Raw genomic sequence first — 18,206 nt, forward strand, 5'->3', positions numbered from 1 at the left:
TTGGGAGTTTATCTGCGTGCAACAGCAACGTTCGTCGTACCTTAGTCTCATTTTAATACTGGGACTTATTTCCATGCTTATGCCATTGGCTATAGATATGTATTTGCCAAGTTTACCCACTATAGCGCAAGATTTTGGTGTGCCTAGTGGCAAAGTGCAAATGACATTAAGTATCTATATTTTTGGCTTTGCTATTGGGCAATTAGTCTATGGTCCTATGGCTGATAGCTTGGGACGTAAGCCTGTCATTTTGGGCGGCGTAATTGTTTTTGCTTTTGCCTCTAGTGCATGTGCATTATCTGAATCAATAGATATGCTAATTGGAATGCGTTTTTTACATGGCTTTGCGGCAGCTGCGGCAAGTGTTGTGATTAATGCATTGATGAGAGATATGTTCTCTAGAGATGATTTCTCTAGAAGTATGTCTTTTGTTGCACTTGTTATGACTATCGCACCTTTATTAGCGCCATTATTAGGTGCTTGGGTGATGAACTGGTTTTCATGGCATGCAATTTTCTGGAGTATTGCGATAGCTGCTGTGATTGCATCTGCTTTAATTGCTTTTTATATTCCAGAAACATTACCAAAAGAGCGTCGCCAACGTTTTAGTTTAAGAGTGACATTTAGCCAATTTATTAGTTTGTTTAGAACACGTCGTGTTCTTTGTTATATTTTGGCTTCAGGTTTTTCTTTTGCAGGTATGTTTTCATTCCTTAGTGCTGGTCCTTTTGTTTACATCGAATTACATGGTATTCCATTTGATCAATTTGGATTATATTTTGGCTTTAATATCATCTTCTTAATTGTGATGACAAGCATTAATGGGCGCTATGTTCGTCGATTTGGTGCGTTGAAGATGTTGCGCCTAGGCTTAACTATTCAATGTGTTATGGGGATCTTCCTCTTACTGGTGGTCGCTCTTAACTTACATTTCTATTTCCTTGTTGTGGGTGTAGCAATGTATGTGGGCGGTATTGCGATGATCACATCGAATGCGATGGCTGTTATTCTTGATGATTATCCACATATGGCAGGGACGGTTTCTTCTCTTGCTGGAACAGTGCGTTTTGGTGTTGGTGCTTTAGTTGGAACAGCTATTGCTATGTTACCAGCAAAATCAGAATGGCCAATGGTAAGCTCTATGGCATTTTGTGTACTGTTTGCTATGGGTTTTATCTTGCTTGCACGTCGTTATAAATAAGAATATCACGCTATAAATAACAGAAATTTATAGCGTGCTCCTCTTTTTCTGCCTCTGTTTCCTCTAAAAACACCACATTTTCCTCTGCTATATTTCATGAATCGTTTCAAATTAGCGTGATTTTTTGATTTGAATCAATACCTGATGTTGTTGTTTTGTTAAATTAAGTAAAATTTATTTTAATAATCATCTATTATTGTTTTGTTGATATGAAGTATCGTGATAAAAATTGATGGATTGTTTTACTTGAATACGTAATATTTTATACAATTATTTTATATGGTTGATAAAATGTTAAATAAATGAAAGAATAATTGAAGAGATTAAGCATTGCAGACATGAATACCTGCAAACACTAAGCCAAATGAATGGCTTGATACGTTTCTTCGCTTTTTTTGTAAAACAATTGTAATAATCATGTTCTATAATTAACAAAGTTCTAATATGCGTGTGAGCAAGTCAGTTCAAACTCGTATTGATGATGTATTAAATTAACGTGTTGATGAAACAGGATTGATTTGTGGATAATGTACAACTTTCGGTAGTTCATAAGCTGCCGCTGAGTTATCGGTGGCTAGCGGGCTTTGCAGGCACAAGAGTAGAAATACTGCCTGAGAATGATGCTGGAAAGCAAAATACGCTGATTGGCTTAAAATTGCTAAGTCATGATGGTATGACACTGGATGAAGCAATACAGAATTTGCGTCAGTATCTGAGTAATCTCCATATTGATAGCGTTGTGATTGAATGGGATGGCGCTCCTTGTCTTTTCCTTCATAGCGACGATGAATGTGCGGCATTATGTTGCTTAAAAAACGCGGGTGTCGCTATTGCTGAGCCATTTCCAACGGCATATTCTTATTTATAACACCTATCTAATGTTATAAAACCAACGTAGCCACTATGTGTTTTAAGCATTATCAAGAATATAAAAAAAGCCTCATTATCTGTTTATTTAATGAGGCTTTTTTATTGCAATAAGATATAAGGGAATTAATTATCTTAATACATTTTGAGAAAGGTTGTTTTCAACAAGTGCCGCATCATTATTCTCTATAACACGTCTTGCTGCATAAAAACGTTTATTCCAGTAGATATTAGACATTTCTGACACAGTTACACCATTGCTGGTGGATGCATGTACAAATTTATCATTACCGATGTAAATTCCAACATGGCGCATAGTACGGCCTGTTTTGAATAGAACGAGATCGCCTGCTTGTAATTTTGATTTATTAACCTGAGTACCGGAGAACTGTTGGTCTGAGGTTGAGCGAGGGAGTTCTACACCAAATTGGTCAAGAAAGGTTCTTTGAACAAAGGCAGAACAATCGATGCCTTTTTTAGTGTCTCCGCCTAAACGATAAGCGACGCCTTTCCAGTCTGCATATTGGTCAAGTATCTTAGATTTTATATCGAGATTCTTCACCAATGATTCAAATTCATCTTGTGATGCTTGGGAAATAGATGTGCTTGATGATGTATTAAGTGGGGTAGAGCTTGAATTCGCTAAGCGTGAATTTGCGTTCTGTGAGCTACATGCCGATAGCGTAGCTACAACAATGAACGCCGGTATGAGCTTAAGCATTCTCATATACGGTTTTGTTCTCATTGTGACAGATTTCCCTTACATCCTTACGTGCAGAAGCGCACATGAATTATTCACCAAATAACCAGAGAATATAGTGTAATTTAACTCTGGCAACCTTATTTCGCGAAAAACGTGCTCTAAAGCACGTAAATATCCACATTAAACAATAAATAATGAGGAAACCAGAAAAGTGTACAGAAATAGGGACTAAATGGCGAGAGAAAAGAAGTTTAATTTACAAAACATTAGATAATAAAGTGCTAATACTTAAAATAGATCTCATTTTGTCATAATAATATCATTTAACTGTCAAAAAAATGACCAAAAGAATAAGTGCATATTACACTCATTCTTTTTTAATTAATTAGATGTGCTTTTTCTTTTATTTTTTAAAAGGAAGATATTTTTCTAATTGTCTGACAATTATATCTGATAATGGTGTAATTAATAACCAACTCGTCGTAATTAAAGTTAAAGAAATAGAACCCACTAAGATATCTGATGCCCAGTGCGCGCCAGCCATAACTCTTGGTAATGAAAATACGACTGTAATAAGAAGAGCACATAAGAAAGAACGGAACGAAAGATACCGCAATATAAAGCTACAGAAGATAAGTAGCATTAAACCATGATCACCCGGGAAGCTATCGCCAGAGGCATCCTTTGTAGGAATACCTGTCACTATGCCCACTCTATGTACATCTTGAAAATGAAGTGTCGGACTTGGTCTTTCAATTGGGATATTTTGTCCAATTTGATTGATGAGCACAGCACTTATTACCATCACTAATCCCACAATTATAAGATGACGTTTACCCATATAATCTTTTTTACGGAATGTATTGTAGTACAACGCACCCATTGCCAGCAAAATAACCAAATCAAACTTTCTATTATTAATATAAGCCACAAAAGAGGCGAAAAAAGTATCCGGTAAAATGTGCTGATTAAAAAAATAAAAAATATGAGTATCTATTGATAGCCAGAATCCATGTTGTGCTGGAAGATACCAAGAGAAAAAAATAATTAAGCCTGCAAGATTAAGTAGAAAAATGGCCAGTACTTTTTGGTGAAAATTAGAAAGTTTCATAGTAATAAAATGACAAATTTTGCGTGTATTTGGTGATCTAGATCACAATAAGTTTAAGTTTGATTATAGGACTATAACCAAAATAAAAAAATAGATCTTTGCAATTTGCTGCCTATGTAAATGTTATACATTAGTTTCATTTCTGTTGGATTTTTTAATTCCCACTTAACTTAAATTTAGAATATTTTTTTTTGATACTCGTAATTTGAGTGTTATATAATTTTTTTCTATTCTTTAATTAAAGATAAAAGTTAAATAAATAAAGTAACAAGCCGATATTAGTTAGGACTTTAATAACATATTGGCTTGTGGAATTCACACACCCAATAATCAGAGGAGATTAGTTTTGAATAAGTTTTATGTTGCAGCTACGTGCCTGACTTTGTTATTAAGTACACCTACTTTTGCTAAGGAAAATAAAGTCATCGGCTCCGGAACTATAACTTTTGTTGGTGCAATTGTTGAGGGCAATTGTCTAATGGATACAGAGAAAAATACTTTTAAAACAAGTTGTTGGAACGGAAATGAAATGCAGGAATCTCAATATCAGTTAGAAAGAAATAAGCACTTTAGCTCTAAATTGATTAACAACAAAGGTTCTATGGATATTAAATGGATTAATGACAACTTAGCTGTAATGAACATTGTTTATAATTAATTTCCCATAGATCTAATAATAACAATAATTGTATTAATTAAATAAAATTTTAATACTTTTAGAGAACTGTTATTAAAGTTAAAAATATTTGACTTAAGTTTAATCAACGTTGATTTCTTATTTATAAACATCGAACACTTATATTTGATAGACATCAAATATTCTTCTTATGTCTATATAAATGTCATATTTTATTGCTATGATGAAAATATGTCGGGTAGGTGTGATCCCCATACCTGCTAGCGCAAACAAGAAGTGAGGTCGTTATGAGAAAATATCTGACCGTAGTATGTAGTCTTCTCGTTTCCAGTTCGATATCATTGGCTTGGGCGTCTGATCCCATGCAAACAACAGGGCAGATTTATCTGCGGGGTGCGATTGTGGATCCTGCATGTGAGATGAATTTCACATATGATAAAGCTGAATATCAATGTTACAAACACAACAAAGTGTTTACATCTACTCAACCCATCATTCCAGCGTCTTTTGATAAATCCCAACAAACTATTATTTTGCCTCAAGATATGGGCAAGGCTGAGATCCGTTGGATGGATAATACCCAAAAGAATGGTGTTATTGACGTTCAGTATTTTTAAGGCGTCTGTGAGTAGACAGAGGTAGGTAGCAAAGATAAACAAGTCAAATAATCGTTTGTCACATTGGGTTTCTTACCAAACACGCCGTAAAGCTCTGTCGTTCAGGGCGGGGATATAATGCGGAAAAGCCCGAGAGGTTTTAAAGATCAGTCAGGTGTCTCCTGCTGTTCAATATATTGTTTGATGATTGAAAGCGGTGCTCCGCAGCAACTGGCTGCAAAATAACTCGAACTCCACAGAACACCTTTGTAGTAGTAGCGTTCCGCAATATCAGGGCGATCCCGACGCAGTAATAGACTGGATACCTCTTTGAGACTGTTCACTAAATTAGATACAGATAGTGTTGGCGGATAGTTAACCAGCAAATGAACATGATCCCGCTCGCTGTCCATTTCAACGAGTTCAACATCAAAATCAGTACATACGCTGGAAAAATAATTCCTCAGCTTTTCGATGGCATCTTGATCAAATATTTTTCGCCGATATTTGGTAACAAACACCAAGTGAATGTGTATCAGGAAAACACAGTGTCTACCACGGCGAATATCAGTTTCTTTTTTCATAGACCAAAATATAATAGTGAATATGAAACGACTTCAAGCCTTTAAATTTCAGTTAAGACCAAATGGTCAGCAGGAGCGTGATATGCGGCGCTTCGCAGGGGCTTGTCGTTTTGTTTTCAATCGTGCGCTGGCACTCCAAAATGAAAATCATGAGGCAGGAAACAAATTTATTCCCTACACGAAAATGACTTCATGGCTCACTGAATGGAAAACCGATCCTGAGACACAGTGGCTAAAAAAAGCGCCATCACAACCGCTTCAACAATCCTTGAAAGATTTGGAGCGCGGCTACAAGAATTTCTTCCAAAAACGGGCTTCTTTTCCCCGCTTCAAAAAACGCGGGCAAAACGATGCGTTCCGCTACCCGCAGGGGGTGAAGCTCGATCAGAGCAATAGTCGAATATCCTTGCCAAAGTTGGGATGGATACGCTATCGCAATAGCTGTGAAGTCATTGGAGAAGTGAAAAACGTCACGGTCAGCCAGTCATGCGGAAACTGGTACGTCAGTATCCAGACAGAGTATGAAATATCCGAGCCTCAGCATGATTCAACAACGATGGTTGGTCTGGATGCAGGTATAACCAAACTCGCTACGTTGTCAGACGGCACGGTATTCGAGCCTGTTAACAGTTTCAAAACCAGCCAGAAAAAGCTGGCAACACTCCAGCGCCAGTTAAGTCGTAAAGTGAAATTCAGTGCCAACTGGCAGAAACAAAAGCGCAGAATCCAGCGTCTGCATTCCCATATTGCCAATATCCGCAAAGACTACCTTCACAAAGCCACAACGAAAATCAGCAAAAACCACGCAATGATTGCCATTGAGGATCTGAAGGTCAGTAACATGTCAAAATCGGCAAAAGGAACAGCAGAGCAACACGGACGAAACGTCAAAGCCAAATCAGGTTTGAACCGAGCGATATTAGATCAGGGTTGGCATGAAATGCGTCGTCAGCTTGAGTACAAGCAACTCTGGCGTGGTGGTCAGGTACTTGCTGTACCTCCTGCATATACCAGCCAGCGGTGCGCGTGCTGTGGTCACACCGCGAAAGAAAACCGTCTGTCACAAAGTAAATTCGAGTGCCTTAAGTGCGGATATACAGAGAACGCGGATATCAACGGTGCTCGTAACATTTTAGCGGCAGGACATGCCGTTCTAGCCTGTGGAGGGATGGTGCAGTCAGACCGCCCGTTGAAGCAGGAACCCACCGAGGTGAGTCAGGCTACGGTCTGAACGCAGTAGGGATCCCCGTCCTTCAGGGCGGGGAGGATGTCAAGATTATCTGACCTATTTAAAGCAACATTAGCTATGCGCTAATGAGTAGGGTTTTTGACTGTTGATTAGTCAGCACGACCCATATAGCGACGTTCAGCAATATGAATACGAACTTTATCGCCAGTAGAAAGGTATTCAGGAACCTGAATAACTAACCCTGTTGGTAATGTTGCAGGTTTAGTACGAGCACTTGCAGATGCGCCTTTAATACCTGGAACCGTTTCAACAATTTCCATATCAACAGTTTGTGGCAGTTCTAATGCTAAAACTTGACCATCCATTGTTAATACTTGCATTCCCGCTAAGCCTTCCTCAGGAATAAACAGTAATTCATCTTCAATTTGATCTTTTTTGAAGGTATATGGCGTGTAATCTTCATTATCCATAAAGATATACTCATCACCATCAATGTAAGAAAAGCTAACAGCACGACGCGTTAAGCTGATGGTATCAATCATATCATCGCCTTTAAAACGCTCTTCTACTTTTTGGCCTGTACGGATATCAGTAAAACGCATTTTGTACAGCGTACTTGCACCACGAGCACTTGGTGCTTGGATGTCGATATCTTTTACCAGTAATAATTTGTTGTTATAACTAACAGCCATACCACGTTTAATTTCATTGGCTTTTGCCATATAAAACCTTCCATTAAATAACATTGACGATAATGGCGACAAAATTACTCGCAGTGCAGAAACTTGGCAAGTTATTCGCACATTTTTTTATAAGATTTGATGAAAAAACAAAGCCAGCTCAAATATGGGCTGGCTTTAGATATTAGCGTTTAGAAAGGAAATTAACGGTAGATGGGAAGAAGATTAAAGTTCGCTAAAATATGCGCGCTGGCATTAATAACACCAAATAAAATCACGAAACCAATCATAAACATACCACCGGGAGCTTTAAAGCTCTGGCTTTGATTACGCTCACGACTTGCTTTAGCCATTAATGCGGGAATAATCGCAGCCCAAATTGTTGCTGCAAGCCCTGCAAAACCAATGGCATATAAGAAACCATCAGGGAAAATAATTGCTAAAATAGTCGGTGGTATAAATGTGACTAATGCAGATTTAAATCGACCGCTTCCTGTATTTGAAAACTTAAAGAAGTCCGCTAAGTAATCGAATAATCCTAATGACACGCCTAAGAATGAACTTGCTAATGCCATATAAGAGAATAAGTCTAATAACATTGATACAGTGGCATTGGCGGTTGTTGAACGCATTTGTGCTAATAAGTTACCAATATTCCCACCATCAGCAATCACTTGCTTGAAACCTTCACGAGGAATATTACCTTGTACAACAAACTGCCATAAAATATAAATTGCCAGTGAAATCAATGTACCAATAAGCAAGCTTTTCATAACAGCTTTGCCATCTTTACGATAATACGTTACTAAACCTGGAATATTGCCGTGATAACCAAACGAGGTCAGTAAATAAGGTAATGCGGCTAAAGCATAAGGTAAATAACTTGCATTACTTTCATTGGTGTTAAATAACACAGGCATTTTTACTTCTGTAAATAAGCCACCAATGGCTAACACAAAAGCAATTACCATACCGCCAATTAAAATGGTGCTTAATCTATCCACTGCACGTGTTGATAACCAAACAAAGAAAGCAACAATTAATGCAAAGACTAAACCTGCAATAGCTTGTGGTACGCTGACCACCTCTGCAAAGTTCTGCACAATAATGGAGCTACCCGCAGAAATATAAGCGTAAGTTAGAATATAAAGAACAAACGCAATCGATAGTCCATTAATAGTACTCCAACCTTTTCCTAATAAGTCTTTGGTAATGGTATGAAAGCTTGAGCCTAAAGGATAATGAAGGTTCACTTCTAAGATCATTAACCCAGACATAAATAAACAAAACCAAGTGTAGATCAAAAGAAAAATAGAACCGGTAAACCAGACACCGGAAGTCACAATAGGGATGGAAAACATGCCAGCACCGACTGCGGTACCTGCAATGATCATTGCACCACCAAGTATGGATGGGCGCTTTGTTATTGATGTGACTTCTGACATAAGATGTCCTTATAAAATTGACTCAATGTACTAGCTTGATGGTGTAAAGAATACACGTTTGCTATAAAGGTGTAAATAGAGGTTATTGTGCTTTATAAAAGAAAAAAGTGAGTAAAAATAATACAGTAGAAAGAGTGGGGTATATAAATCAATAGATTAGTATGATGATTATTAGAAATGATAAAGAAATACAGTAGTAAATAAGTGAAAATTCACGCAGAAATAGATAATCCGAACATTATTCTGAACAAAAAATATCCAGAATAATGAAAGTGATAAGGTGTTTTTAATTAACCTTGATAAAACTGCTTACTTTTCCATAATGCAATGGAATTACGGCTGGCTTCAAAGTGCGGTTCAGGTAAATCATCTGGAGAACACCAGCGGATTTCAGAACATTTATCTGGTTCCATCAATTTCGGCTCGTCACCTTGGTGTTGTGCGATCATACAAATAGAGACAGTGTGTTTACCTTCTAACTGGTAAGTTTCTAGATTATTGCTAATACCAATCACTTGTGGCGCAGTGATCGCAATACCAATTTCTTCTTCTATTTCGCGAATAGCACACTGCTCAAAAGTTTCCCCTTCATCAACATGTCCACCAAAAATTGACCAATAAGGGGCATGTTTTCCACAACGTTTTCCCAATAATACTTCACCATTTTCATTGGTAATAATCACGCCAACGCCGACTACGACTGACATTTAAGACTCCTTTTTCTTTTTTATATAGTTATAGTTAATGTATAAAATAAGTCGTTTTTTACGGGTGATATTCTCCTTTGCAGAGGGATCGAGCGCAAGGAGAAAAAAACCAATTTCACTGAATAAAAGGTTAATTAATGCTATATATAGCACCCTAAATATTCATAATAAAAATGATTGGGGAATGAAGGCATGAGTCGCCGTGTCGCTACGATCACCTTAAACCCTGCTTATGATCTTGTTGGTGCTTGTCCAGCTATTGATGTAGGTGGTGTTAATTTAGTCCGAACAGCTGGGCTTAATCCTGCGGGTAAAGGCAATAATGTCGCAAAAGTCTTACGTGATTTGGGCATTGATATTACTGTTAGCGGGTTTATGGGACGTGAAAATCAAGAAGAATTTCAGCACTTCTTTAGTGAAAATGGGATGGCTAACCGTTTTTATCTTGTGTCAGGTCGAACACGCATTAATGTGAAGTTAACCGAAGGAAAAGGGCAAGTCACTGACTTTAATTTTTCAGGATTTACCGTATCAGAGCAAGATTGGCAGCGCTTTGCAACGGATTCACTTAATTGGCTTGGTCATTTCGATATGGTCGTTGTCAGTGGCAGTTTACCAAATGGTGTTGATCCTGAAGCCTTTACTCAATGGATGATTAAGCTGAGAAGATTATGTCCATGCATTATTTTTGACAGTAGTCGTGATGCTTTAGTCGCAGGGCTAAAAGCAGCACCTTGGCTGATAAAGCCTAACCATCGTGAATTAGAAGCGTGGGTAGGGCATTCATTAACTGAAATGGCAGACATTATTAAAGCCGCTCATCAACTACGCGATAAAGGCATAGCACATGTGGTTATTTCACTGGGTGAAAGAGGAGCTTTATGGGTAAATGCATCAGGTGCATGGCTGGCAAAGCCACCACATTGTGATGTGATAAGTACCGTTGGTGCAGGGGATTCGATGGTTGCTGGATTAGTATATGGCTTATTAATGAGTCAAACGAGTGAGCATACTTTGCGTCTTGCAACTGCGATTTCTGCGTTATCAGTCAGTCAGCCTGATGTGGGAATAAAAGATAGAAGTCAACTTGCTGAAATGATGACTAAGATCGAGCTAACACCGATTAAATAAGATAATTTGCGGTTTATTTGAGATAAACCGCAAAGAATATCAAAATTAGGCTTGTTGTGATTTTAACCAAGCAATTTCGTCAGGCCAAATATCAGGATTGATGGTTTCTAAAATCAGCGGAATGCCATCAAAACGCTTATCTTGCATAATATAGCTAAAAGGGACTTTACCAATATTTCCTTCACCTAAACTGTGGTGACGGTCTACTCGACTGGCTAATTCGCTTTTCGCATCATTAAGGTGCATTGCTTTTAGATATTGAAAGCCGACAATTTTTTCAAATTCAGCGAATGTTTTCTCGCAATCTTCAATTGTTCTTAGATCATAACCGGCAGCGAAAGTGTGGCAAGTATCAATACAAACGCCTACACGAGATTTATCTTCTACCCCATCAATAATAGCGGCTAGATGTTCAAAACGATAACCTAAATTTGTACCTTGCCCTGCGGTATTTTCAATCACAGCAGTGACATTTTTCGTTTTTTCTAAAGTGATGTTAATTGATTGAGCAATTTTTTGTAGGCACTTATCAACATCAATCTTATTTAAATGGCTTCCAGGATGGAAATTAAGTAACTCAATACCCAGTTGTTCACAACGCTGCATTTCATCTAGGAATGCGTCTCTTGATTTTTCAAGAGCATCTTCTTCAGGGTGACCTAAATTAATGAGATAACTGTCATGGGGTAAAATTTGAGAAGGGCTATAACCATAAAGCTCACAGTTCTTTTTAAATTTATCAATGACATCTGTGGATAATGGTGCAGCTTTCCACTGGCGCTGATTCTTAGTAAAAAGGGCAAACGCAGTAGCTTTTATTTCATGTGCGCGTAATACCGCCTGATCGACGCCACCAGCAGCACTGACATGTGCGCCAACAAATTTCATTATTTCTCTCCTTAGATTTATTTCACACCATGATAACAAACATACAGCGTATAACATCATATTGAGGTGATAAAAGCAAAAAAGCGCAACTAAAAATAGTTGCGCAATAATGAAAAGTGCTTCTCAAGGCGAAATTTTAAGGGGGATTAATTAATCTCGATATTCCTATTAAGACATCAACACAGTTTGAATAAAGATATTAATCATCGCACCACCAAGGGTTAACCAGAAAAATAAGAATAAGGCTAATAATAATGGTTTGACACCTGCTTGTCGGATAGCGCTAATATGTGTTGTTAAACCTAATGCCACCATTGCCATTGCTAAGAGAATGGTATCAATAGTCACAATGTAGCTAACAATCGATGCTGGAATTAAATTTAAAGAGTTAAAGCCTGCCATTAAAATAAAGAATACGGCAAACCAAGGAATAGTAATTGGGCTTTTCTCAGTCGATTGTGCGCCATTGTTTGCTTTGCTTTTCTTTTTACTTAAATAAGTTGAAAGAATAATTAAGAAAGGCGCTAGCATCATTACGCGGATCATTTTACTAATAACCGCAGCATTTTCAGCATCAGGGCTAATTGAGTGCCCTACAGCAACGACTTGAGCGACTTCGTGAATAGTTGAGCCTGAGAAAATACCAAAGGTTTCTTCTGTAAACGGTAACCAGCCTGCAAATGCATTTAAATGGTAGAACCAAGGGTAAAGGAAAATACCGATAGTCCCGAAAATCACGACAGTAGAAACCGCAACGGCAACTTGGCTTGCTTGTGCTTTAACAACAGGCTCTGTCGCCATAACCGCCGCCGCACCACAAATACTACTGCCAGCACCAATCAAGATGACAGTTTGTTCATCTAAACCAAAATATTTGCGACCAATCCACATAGCGATAAGAAAAGTCGATGTCAGCATAATGGCATCTATAATTAAACCTGTTGCACCTACATCTGCAATTTGCTGAAAAGTCAGTCTAAAACCGTACAAAATAATACCTGTACGTAATAAATAGTGTTTAGCGAATTTGACACCTTCATCACTATAAGGTTTTGCAACAGGATAAAAGGTATTACCCACAATAATACCGAATAGGATCGCCAGCGTTAATGCACCTAAACCCATGCTCGAAAACCAAGGAATATCACCAATATAAATAGCAAGCGCAGTTAATACGCCTGTTAGTAATAAACCAGGAAGCCAGCGATAGACTGGAGTGAAACATTTTTTCGCCAATGTAATAGGTTGACTTTGCTCTGACATAGAAAAACCTTGCTTATATAAATTTTGCATAAGCATATAACAAGCAATCTTATTTATTAAACTCATTATTTTTATAATAATAACCAGTAAAACTAATATAGGTGTATTTTCTTAAATGTACTTGGTATGTTACTGGTTTGTGGATAGTATGTTATTACAATGACAGCTCAAAGGTGGAATGGATATGCGAATTACGTTGCGGCAACTGGAAGTCTTTACTGAAGTTCTCAAGAGTGGTTCTACAACGCAAGCATCACAACAGCTTGCTTTATCTCAATCTGCTGTCAGTGCTTCTTTAACTGATCTTGAAAGCCAACTAGGCGTACAGCTTTTTGATAGAGTGGGAAAACGGCTTGTCACAAATGAACATGGACGATTACTTTATCCTAGAGCGCTATCTTTACTTGAACGAGCAACTGAAGTTGAGCAATTATTTCAAGCTGGAAATGGTGCTTTGCGTATCGCTGCAAGTACAACAATAGGCAATTATATTCTTCCTCAAATGCTGGGGAATTTTCATCGTAATTATCCTGATATTCCGCTAGAAATGAGTATTGGAAATACCGAAGAAGTCGTTAAGTTAGTGAGCGAGTTCCGTGTTGATTTAGGGTTAATTGAAGGTGCTTGTCAAAGTTCTGAACTGATTAGCCAGAAATGGCTTTTAGATGAAATGGTTATTTTTTGCTCGCCGGATCATCCACTAGCTAAAGCACCGAAAGTGACTTTAGCTGATTTACAGTCAGCTCCTTGGATTCTACGAGAAAATGGTTCAGGAACTCGAGATGTGCTTAACCATCTTCTCTTTGCTTCTTTGCCGGGTTATCGCATTGAAATGGAATTAGGTAACTCAGAAGCAATAAAACATGCCGTTATGTATGAAATGGGGATCAGTTGTTTATCTCGCCGAGTGATTGAAGAACAGATTAATAATGGCTCATTAAAAGAGATAAAAGTAGAAGGGCTGGCATTACAACGTACCCTATATCTGGTTTATCATCGCCAAAAACATGTCTCTGATGCACTGAAAAAACTCCTGACATATTGTAATGCTGAACACTTAATCGGCAATTTTTCATAAATTGCTAATAATTGACGCCCGATCATGAAGGTATCTTATAATCCTAGATCCTTGCTATTCACGAACGACAGATTTGCTACAATCCTCGTTAGAAAAGTGAATATAAAAGTGGAATGTTATGTCAGAACAACAAAATAGTACTGCTGGTTCGGGCGCAGTACGCACTTTGCGCCGAGAGTTAAAAGCGCGACATTTAGCGATGATCGCTATTGGTGGTTCAATTGGTACAGGACTTTTTGTCGCATCTGGTGCAACTGTTGCTCAAGCAGGGCCGGGTGGGGCATTACTCTCTTATGCATTAATTGGACTAATGGTCTATTTTCTAATGACAAGCCTTGGGGAATTAGCCGCATTTATGCCTGTTTCCGGCTCATTCTCAACATACGGATCTAAATATGTAGAAGAAGGCTTTGGTTTCGCATTAGGCTGGAACTATTGGTACAACTGGGCAGTTACAATTGCTGTTGACCTTGTTGCTGCACAATTAGTGATGCTCTATTGGTTCCCAGATGTTGATGGTTGGATCTGGAGTGCCTTATTCCTTGGCGTTATTTTCTTACTCAACTATATCTCTGTAAAAGGGTTTGGTGAGGCAGAATATTGGTTCTCTTTGATCAAGGTTTCCACAGTAATTATCTTTATTATTGTGGGTATCGCGATGATCACGGGCATTATGAAAGGTGCCGAAAACGCAGGTTGGCATAATTGGGAAATTGGTGATGCACCTTTTGCCGGTGGGTTTGCTGCCATGATTGGTGTTGCCATGATTGTTGGCTTCTCATTCCAAGGTACAGAATTAATTGGTATTGCGGCAGGTGAATCTAAAGATCCGGCTAAAAATATTCCCAAAGCTGTGCGTAAAGTCTTCTGGCGTATCTTACTGTTTTATATCTTCGCGATTTTAATTATTAGCTTAATAATCCCTTACACTGATCCTAACTTACTGCGTAATGATGTAGGCGATATTAGCGTTAGCCCATTCACACTAGTCTTTAAAAATGCGGGATTATTATCTGCGGCAGCCATCATGAATGCGGTTATCTTAACAGCGGTACTTTCTGCTGGTAACTCAGGCATGTATGCATCAACGCGTATGCTGTTTACATTAGCAAGAGAAGGCAAAGCGCCAAAATGTTTTGGTAAATTGTCTAAAAACGGTGTGCCACGCAATGCGCTTTATGCGACAACAGTTGTTGCTGGTCTATGCTTCCTAAGTTCAATGTACGGAAACCAAACTGTTTACTTGTGGTTATTAAATACCTCAGGAATGACGGGGTTTATTGCATGGTTAGGTATTGCGATTAGCCACTACCGTTTCCGTAAAGGTTATGTTGCACAAGGTCGTGATTTAAATGACTTACCTTATCGCTCTGGCTTCTTCCCAATTGGTCCTATTTTCGCCTTTATATTGTGTTTAATTATTACATTAGGTCAAAATTACCAAGCTTTCTTAGAAGACACAATTGATTGGTATGGTGCAATTGCAACCTATATTGGTATCCCATTATTCTTATTAATTTGGTTTACTTATAAGATTGTGAAGAAAACCCGCTTTATTCGTTATAACGAAATGGAATTTCCAACACATATTGCGAATAAAAAATAACCTATAAATCAAACTATTAAAACGCCCGTTTTTGTGATCTCGATCACTGTAAAACGGGCGTTTTTTTATTTTTTACCTCGTCAATTATAGAAAACATACAAAAACTCTAATTATATCGGCAATCGCATTGATAATTATTATTATTTGCTTTATTGTTAGCGCACAATTTATTTGCTGAAAAATAAAATGATAGCGCTAGTGGTTGTAAATAATATGCTTAATGTAATGAGTCTGATAATAATTAGCCCTTCTAGTGCTCAATACAGCCAACCAATAGTTTATCGCCATATAATAAATTACACAGCGAATATGATTCACCGTATAATAATTTGGCGACTCACTTCTTTGTTGAATAAATTGTCTCAAATTAATAATTGGCTTTTTGTACATAAAAAACAGTTGATGAGTTGTACGGTATGTTTTTGCTTACTTAATGTGTTGGTAAGAACAGAAAAACGTAGAAAAAAAACTAGGTACAACAATTGATATGAGCATTATGTCAGAGAGACTCGCCACACAAGAGCATGAAAAAAATGCATCAGATAATGTGAAAGCCCATTATCGAAAAATGATGAATAAACGCATGTTATGGCTTGGAGTTATCGTTTTAATTATTTGTGGTTCAGTGGTGTTAGATTTCACTATGGGACCTTCTGGTTTATCACTTGATAAATTATTAACAACCCTTTTTCAGCCTGAACTTGTTGATGCAGGTTCACGAGTGATTGTGTGGGATATCCGCTTACCTTATGCCTTAATGGCGGTTGTGGTAGGGATGTCGCTAGGGTTAGCGGGTGCAGAAATGCAAACGATTCTAAATAACCCATTAGCAAGTCCATTCACTCTGGGTTTATCAAATGCAGCTTCATTTGGTGCTGCATTGGCGATTGTTTTGGGTATTGGTATTCCGGGTATTCCTGACCAATGGTTTATATCGGCGAATGCGTTTCTCTTTGCCTTATTATCAGCCTTATTATTAGACGGAATAACTCGTTGGACGCGTGTTCCAACATCTGGCGTTGTGCTGTTTGGTATAGCCATGGTATTTACCTTTAATGCGTTAGTCTCATTGATGCAATTTATTGCAACAGAAGACACGCTCCAAGGTCTGGTTTTCTGGACTATGGGAAGTCTAGCGCGTGCAACATGGGTAAAACTCGGTGTTATGGCGGGTGCTTTTGCGGTCATTATGGCGATTTCATGGATGAGTTCATGGAAATTAACTGCATTGCGATTAGGTGAAGATAGAGCGATTAGCTTTGGTATTGATGTAAAGCGTTTAAGATTAGGTTCATTACTGCGTATTAGTATTTTAACCGCGCTTGCAGTTGCCTTTGTTGGACCTATTGCCTTTATTGGTTTGGTTGCACCTCATATTGCTCGCATGATGTTTGGTGAAGATCATCGATTCTATCTGCCAGCAAGTGCACTAATTGGGGCTTTAGTTTTATCATTGGCATCAATTGCGTCTAAAAATTTAATACCGGGTGTCATTATTCCGGTGGGTATTGTGACATCGCTGGTGGGCGTGCCATTTTTCCTCAGTATGATTTTACGTCATAGGGGGAATATCTAATGATGGAAGGGTTAAAGATCCAAGGTTTTAATGCTGGATACGCTAAACATCTTATTATTAAGGCACTGGATGTAGAGCCATTACCAAAAGGAAAGGTCACTGTATTATTGGGGCCAAATGGTAGTGGAAAATCAACATTACTAAGAGCGCTAGCTGGACTAAATAAATCATCAGGTGTTGTCAGTTTAGATGGTAACGATCTAGCTTCGATGAATTTTGCACAGCGTGCCCAAAATGTAGTCTATTTGCCACAAACATTACCAGCAGGTGTTCATTTACATGTTTTAGAATCCATTATTGTGGCACAGCGTGCTTCAGGTGGATTACATAATGAACATAGTGAAGCTCAGGTAATGCACTTATTACGTCAGTTAGGTATTGAGCATTTAGCATTACGATATTTAGATGAATTATCGGGTGGTCAAAAACAATTAGTTGGGCTTGCTCAATCATTAATTAGACAACCCTCTCTATTATTATTGGATGAGCCATTAAGTGCGCTGGATCTTAATTACCAATATCATGTAATGGATTTAGTCGCTAAAGAAACACACCGTAGAAATATTATTACTGTTGTCGTTGTTCACGATATTAATATCGCCTTACGGCATGGCGAACATGTATTAATGTTAAAACAAGGGCAATTAATTGCGCAGGGCGCGCCAGATAAGGTTATCACGGCACAGAGCCTTGCTGATGTTTATGGTGTTCAAGGTAGATTGGAATATTGTTCACAAGGAATACCTCAAATTATTATTGATGGTTTAGTGGATAAAATATAAAGAAGTAAAAGAGAAAGAGAAAAGAAGTAAATATAGGGATGCAGTAAATAGGGATATAAAAATAATATTAAAATAACTAAGGGTAATTAAATTTATTTATTACCCTAATTTCTGAGCAATTGTCGATCTGTCCATCTATATAAAACTTAAAGAATCTATATT

Annotated in this window: 18 protein-coding genes; 10 read left to right on the forward strand and 8 right to left on the reverse strand. The window is 38.0% G+C overall.

The features are described 5' to 3' along the window. The first annotated feature begins 16 nt into the window (after nt 1-16). Together D7029_RS06810 and D7029_RS06815 are read left to right on the forward strand one after the other, a co-directional pair. Nucleotides 17-1,201: a Bcr/CflA family multidrug efflux MFS transporter gene (locus tag D7029_RS06810; protein ID WP_228766740.1), complete on the forward strand. Its 1,185-nt coding sequence runs from the start codon at nt 17-19 to the stop codon at nt 1,199-1,201. Between the two features lie 520 nt (nt 1,202-1,721). Beyond that, the gene (locus tag D7029_RS06815; RefSeq protein WP_072062745.1) at nt 1,722-2,069 is read left to right on the forward strand and encodes a YejG family protein; all 348 of its coding nucleotides are present in this window, start codon (nt 1,722-1,724) and stop codon (nt 2,067-2,069) included. A 129-nt stretch (nt 2,070-2,198) separates the two neighbouring features. On the opposite strand, the gene mepS is transcribed toward D7029_RS06815, so the two are convergent. Together mepS and D7029_RS06825 are read right to left on the reverse strand one after the other, a co-directional pair. Further along, nucleotides 2,199-2,813, reverse strand: a complete 615-nt coding sequence (gene mepS, locus D7029_RS06820; RefSeq protein ID WP_194952211.1) for a bifunctional murein DD-endopeptidase/murein LD-carboxypeptidase — start codon at nt 2,811-2,813, stop codon at nt 2,199-2,201. A gap of 361 nt (nt 2,814-3,174) precedes the next feature. Next, entirely contained in the window at nt 3,175-3,882 is a 708-nt protein-coding gene (locus D7029_RS06825) for a phosphatase PAP2 family protein (protein WP_194952212.1), read from the reverse strand. Between the two features lie 346 nt (nt 3,883-4,228). On the opposite strand from D7029_RS06825, the gene D7029_RS06830 reads away from it, so the two are divergent. Continuing rightward, nucleotides 4,229-4,540: a hypothetical protein gene (locus tag D7029_RS06830; RefSeq protein WP_194952213.1), complete on the forward strand. Its 312-nt coding sequence runs from the start codon at nt 4,229-4,231 to the stop codon at nt 4,538-4,540. A gap of 341 nt (nt 4,541-4,881) precedes the next feature. Next, nucleotides 4,882-5,136, forward strand: a complete 255-nt coding sequence (locus tag D7029_RS06835) for a hypothetical protein (protein ID WP_228766741.1) — start codon at nt 4,882-4,884, stop codon at nt 5,134-5,136. 146 nt (nt 5,137-5,282) lie between these two features. Here D7029_RS06835 and tnpA read toward each other — a convergent pair whose 3' ends face one another. After that, nucleotides 5,283-5,699: an IS200/IS605 family transposase gene (gene tnpA, locus D7029_RS06840; RefSeq protein ID WP_194952215.1), complete on the reverse strand. Its 417-nt coding sequence runs from the start codon at nt 5,697-5,699 to the stop codon at nt 5,283-5,285. Nucleotides 5,700-5,721: 22 nt separating this feature from the next. Between tnpA and D7029_RS06845 the strand changes: the two genes are divergently transcribed. Beyond that, the gene (locus D7029_RS06845; RefSeq protein WP_194952216.1) at nt 5,722-6,930 is read left to right on the forward strand and encodes an RNA-guided endonuclease InsQ/TnpB family protein; all 1,209 of its coding nucleotides are present in this window, start codon (nt 5,722-5,724) and stop codon (nt 6,928-6,930) included. A 107-nt stretch (nt 6,931-7,037) separates the two neighbouring features. Here D7029_RS06845 and yeiP read toward each other — a convergent pair whose 3' ends face one another. The 3 genes from yeiP to D7029_RS06860 form a co-directional block, all read right to left on the reverse strand. Further along, entirely contained in the window at nt 7,038-7,610 is a 573-nt protein-coding gene (yeiP, locus tag D7029_RS06850; RefSeq protein ID WP_088493223.1) for an elongation factor P-like protein YeiP, read from the reverse strand. Between the two features lie 161 nt (nt 7,611-7,771). Beyond that, nucleotides 7,772-9,013, reverse strand: coding sequence for a tryptophan permease (mtr, locus tag D7029_RS06855; protein ID WP_194952217.1), 1,242 nt, complete (start codon nt 9,011-9,013; stop codon nt 7,772-7,774). Between the two features lie 290 nt (nt 9,014-9,303). Then, entirely contained in the window at nt 9,304-9,720 is a 417-nt protein-coding gene (locus D7029_RS06860) for an NUDIX domain-containing protein (protein WP_165124611.1), read from the reverse strand. 192 nt (nt 9,721-9,912) lie between these two features. On the opposite strand from D7029_RS06860, the gene fruK reads away from it, so the two are divergent. Further along, on the forward strand, nt 9,913-10,851 hold the full coding sequence (gene fruK, locus D7029_RS06865; protein ID WP_088493220.1) for a 1-phosphofructokinase: 939 nt from the start codon (nt 9,913-9,915) through the stop codon (nt 10,849-10,851). 45 nt (nt 10,852-10,896) lie between these two features. On the opposite strand, the gene nfo is transcribed toward fruK, so the two are convergent. Continuing rightward, nucleotides 10,897-11,739, reverse strand: coding sequence for a deoxyribonuclease IV (nfo, locus tag D7029_RS06870; RefSeq protein ID WP_194952218.1), 843 nt, complete (start codon nt 11,737-11,739; stop codon nt 10,897-10,899). Between the two features lie 168 nt (nt 11,740-11,907). After that, on the reverse strand, nt 11,908-13,002 hold the full coding sequence (locus D7029_RS06875; protein WP_194952219.1) for a YeiH family protein: 1,095 nt from the start codon (nt 13,000-13,002) through the stop codon (nt 11,908-11,910). A 184-nt stretch (nt 13,003-13,186) separates the two neighbouring features. On the opposite strand from D7029_RS06875, the gene yieE reads away from it, so the two are divergent. The 4 genes from yieE to D7029_RS06895 all read left to right on the forward strand — a co-directional run bounded on the left by yieE (nt 13,187) and on the right by D7029_RS06895 (nt 18,044). Beyond that, the gene (gene yieE / locus D7029_RS06880) at nt 13,187-14,080 is read left to right on the forward strand and encodes a DNA-binding transcriptional regulator YeiE (RefSeq protein WP_088493217.1); all 894 of its coding nucleotides are present in this window, start codon (nt 13,187-13,189) and stop codon (nt 14,078-14,080) included. 118 nt (nt 14,081-14,198) lie between these two features. Next, nucleotides 14,199-15,686 (forward strand): amino acid permease, encoded by a 1,488-nt coding sequence (locus D7029_RS06885; protein WP_023581400.1) that lies wholly within the window; start codon nt 14,199-14,201, stop codon nt 15,684-15,686. Between the two features lie 487 nt (nt 15,687-16,173). After that, entirely contained in the window at nt 16,174-17,262 is a 1,089-nt protein-coding gene (locus D7029_RS06890; protein ID WP_194952220.1) for a FecCD family ABC transporter permease, read from the forward strand. Continuing rightward, nucleotides 17,262-18,044 (forward strand): ABC transporter ATP-binding protein, encoded by a 783-nt coding sequence (locus D7029_RS06895; protein ID WP_088493215.1) that lies wholly within the window; start codon nt 17,262-17,264, stop codon nt 18,042-18,044. Before D7029_RS06890 ends, D7029_RS06895 begins: the two co-directional genes overlap by 1 nt. Nucleotides 18,045-18,206: the final 162 nt, after the last annotated feature.

It is taken from the genome of Proteus vulgaris, assembly GCF_016647575.1.
GTDB lineage: Bacteria > Pseudomonadota > Gammaproteobacteria > Enterobacterales > Enterobacteriaceae > Proteus > Proteus mirabilis_B.

What these genes read in the sequence shown, in the direction of transcription:
- mepS (WP_194952211.1), bottom strand. Translation starts at nt 2,813, where the DNA reads ATGAGAACAAAACCGTATATGAGAATGCTTAAGCTCATACCGGCGTTC.
- D7029_RS06825 (WP_194952212.1), bottom strand. Translation starts at nt 3,882, where the DNA reads ATGAAACTTTCTAATTTTCACCAAAAAGTACTGGCCATTTTTCTACTT.
- D7029_RS06835 (WP_228766741.1), top strand. Translation starts at nt 4,882, where the DNA reads ATGCAAACAACAGGGCAGATTTATCTGCGGGGTGCGATTGTGGATCCT.
- tnpA (WP_194952215.1), bottom strand. Translation starts at nt 5,699, where the DNA reads ATGAAAAAAGAAACTGATATTCGCCGTGGTAGACACTGTGTTTTCCTG.
- D7029_RS06845 (WP_194952216.1), top strand. Translation starts at nt 5,722, where the DNA reads ATGAAACGACTTCAAGCCTTTAAATTTCAGTTAAGACCAAATGGTCAG.
- yeiP (WP_088493223.1), bottom strand. Translation starts at nt 7,610, where the DNA reads ATGGCAAAAGCCAATGAAATTAAACGTGGTATGGCTGTTAGTTATAAC.
- mtr (WP_194952217.1), bottom strand. Translation starts at nt 9,013, where the DNA reads ATGTCAGAAGTCACATCAATAACAAAGCGCCCATCCATACTTGGTGGT.
- D7029_RS06860 (WP_165124611.1), bottom strand. Translation starts at nt 9,720, where the DNA reads ATGTCAGTCGTAGTCGGCGTTGGCGTGATTATTACCAATGAAAATGGT.
- fruK (WP_088493220.1), top strand. Translation starts at nt 9,913, where the DNA reads ATGAGTCGCCGTGTCGCTACGATCACCTTAAACCCTGCTTATGATCTT.
- nfo (WP_194952218.1), bottom strand. Translation starts at nt 11,739, where the DNA reads ATGAAATTTGTTGGCGCACATGTCAGTGCTGCTGGTGGCGTCGATCAG.
- D7029_RS06875 (WP_194952219.1), bottom strand. Translation starts at nt 13,002, where the DNA reads ATGTCAGAGCAAAGTCAACCTATTACATTGGCGAAAAAATGTTTCACT.
- yieE (WP_088493217.1), top strand. Translation starts at nt 13,187, where the DNA reads ATGCGAATTACGTTGCGGCAACTGGAAGTCTTTACTGAAGTTCTCAAG.
- D7029_RS06885 (WP_023581400.1), top strand. Translation starts at nt 14,199, where the DNA reads ATGTCAGAACAACAAAATAGTACTGCTGGTTCGGGCGCAGTACGCACT.
- D7029_RS06890 (WP_194952220.1), top strand. Translation starts at nt 16,174, where the DNA reads ATGAGCATTATGTCAGAGAGACTCGCCACACAAGAGCATGAAAAAAAT.
- D7029_RS06895 (WP_088493215.1), top strand. Translation starts at nt 17,262, where the DNA reads ATGATGGAAGGGTTAAAGATCCAAGGTTTTAATGCTGGATACGCTAAA.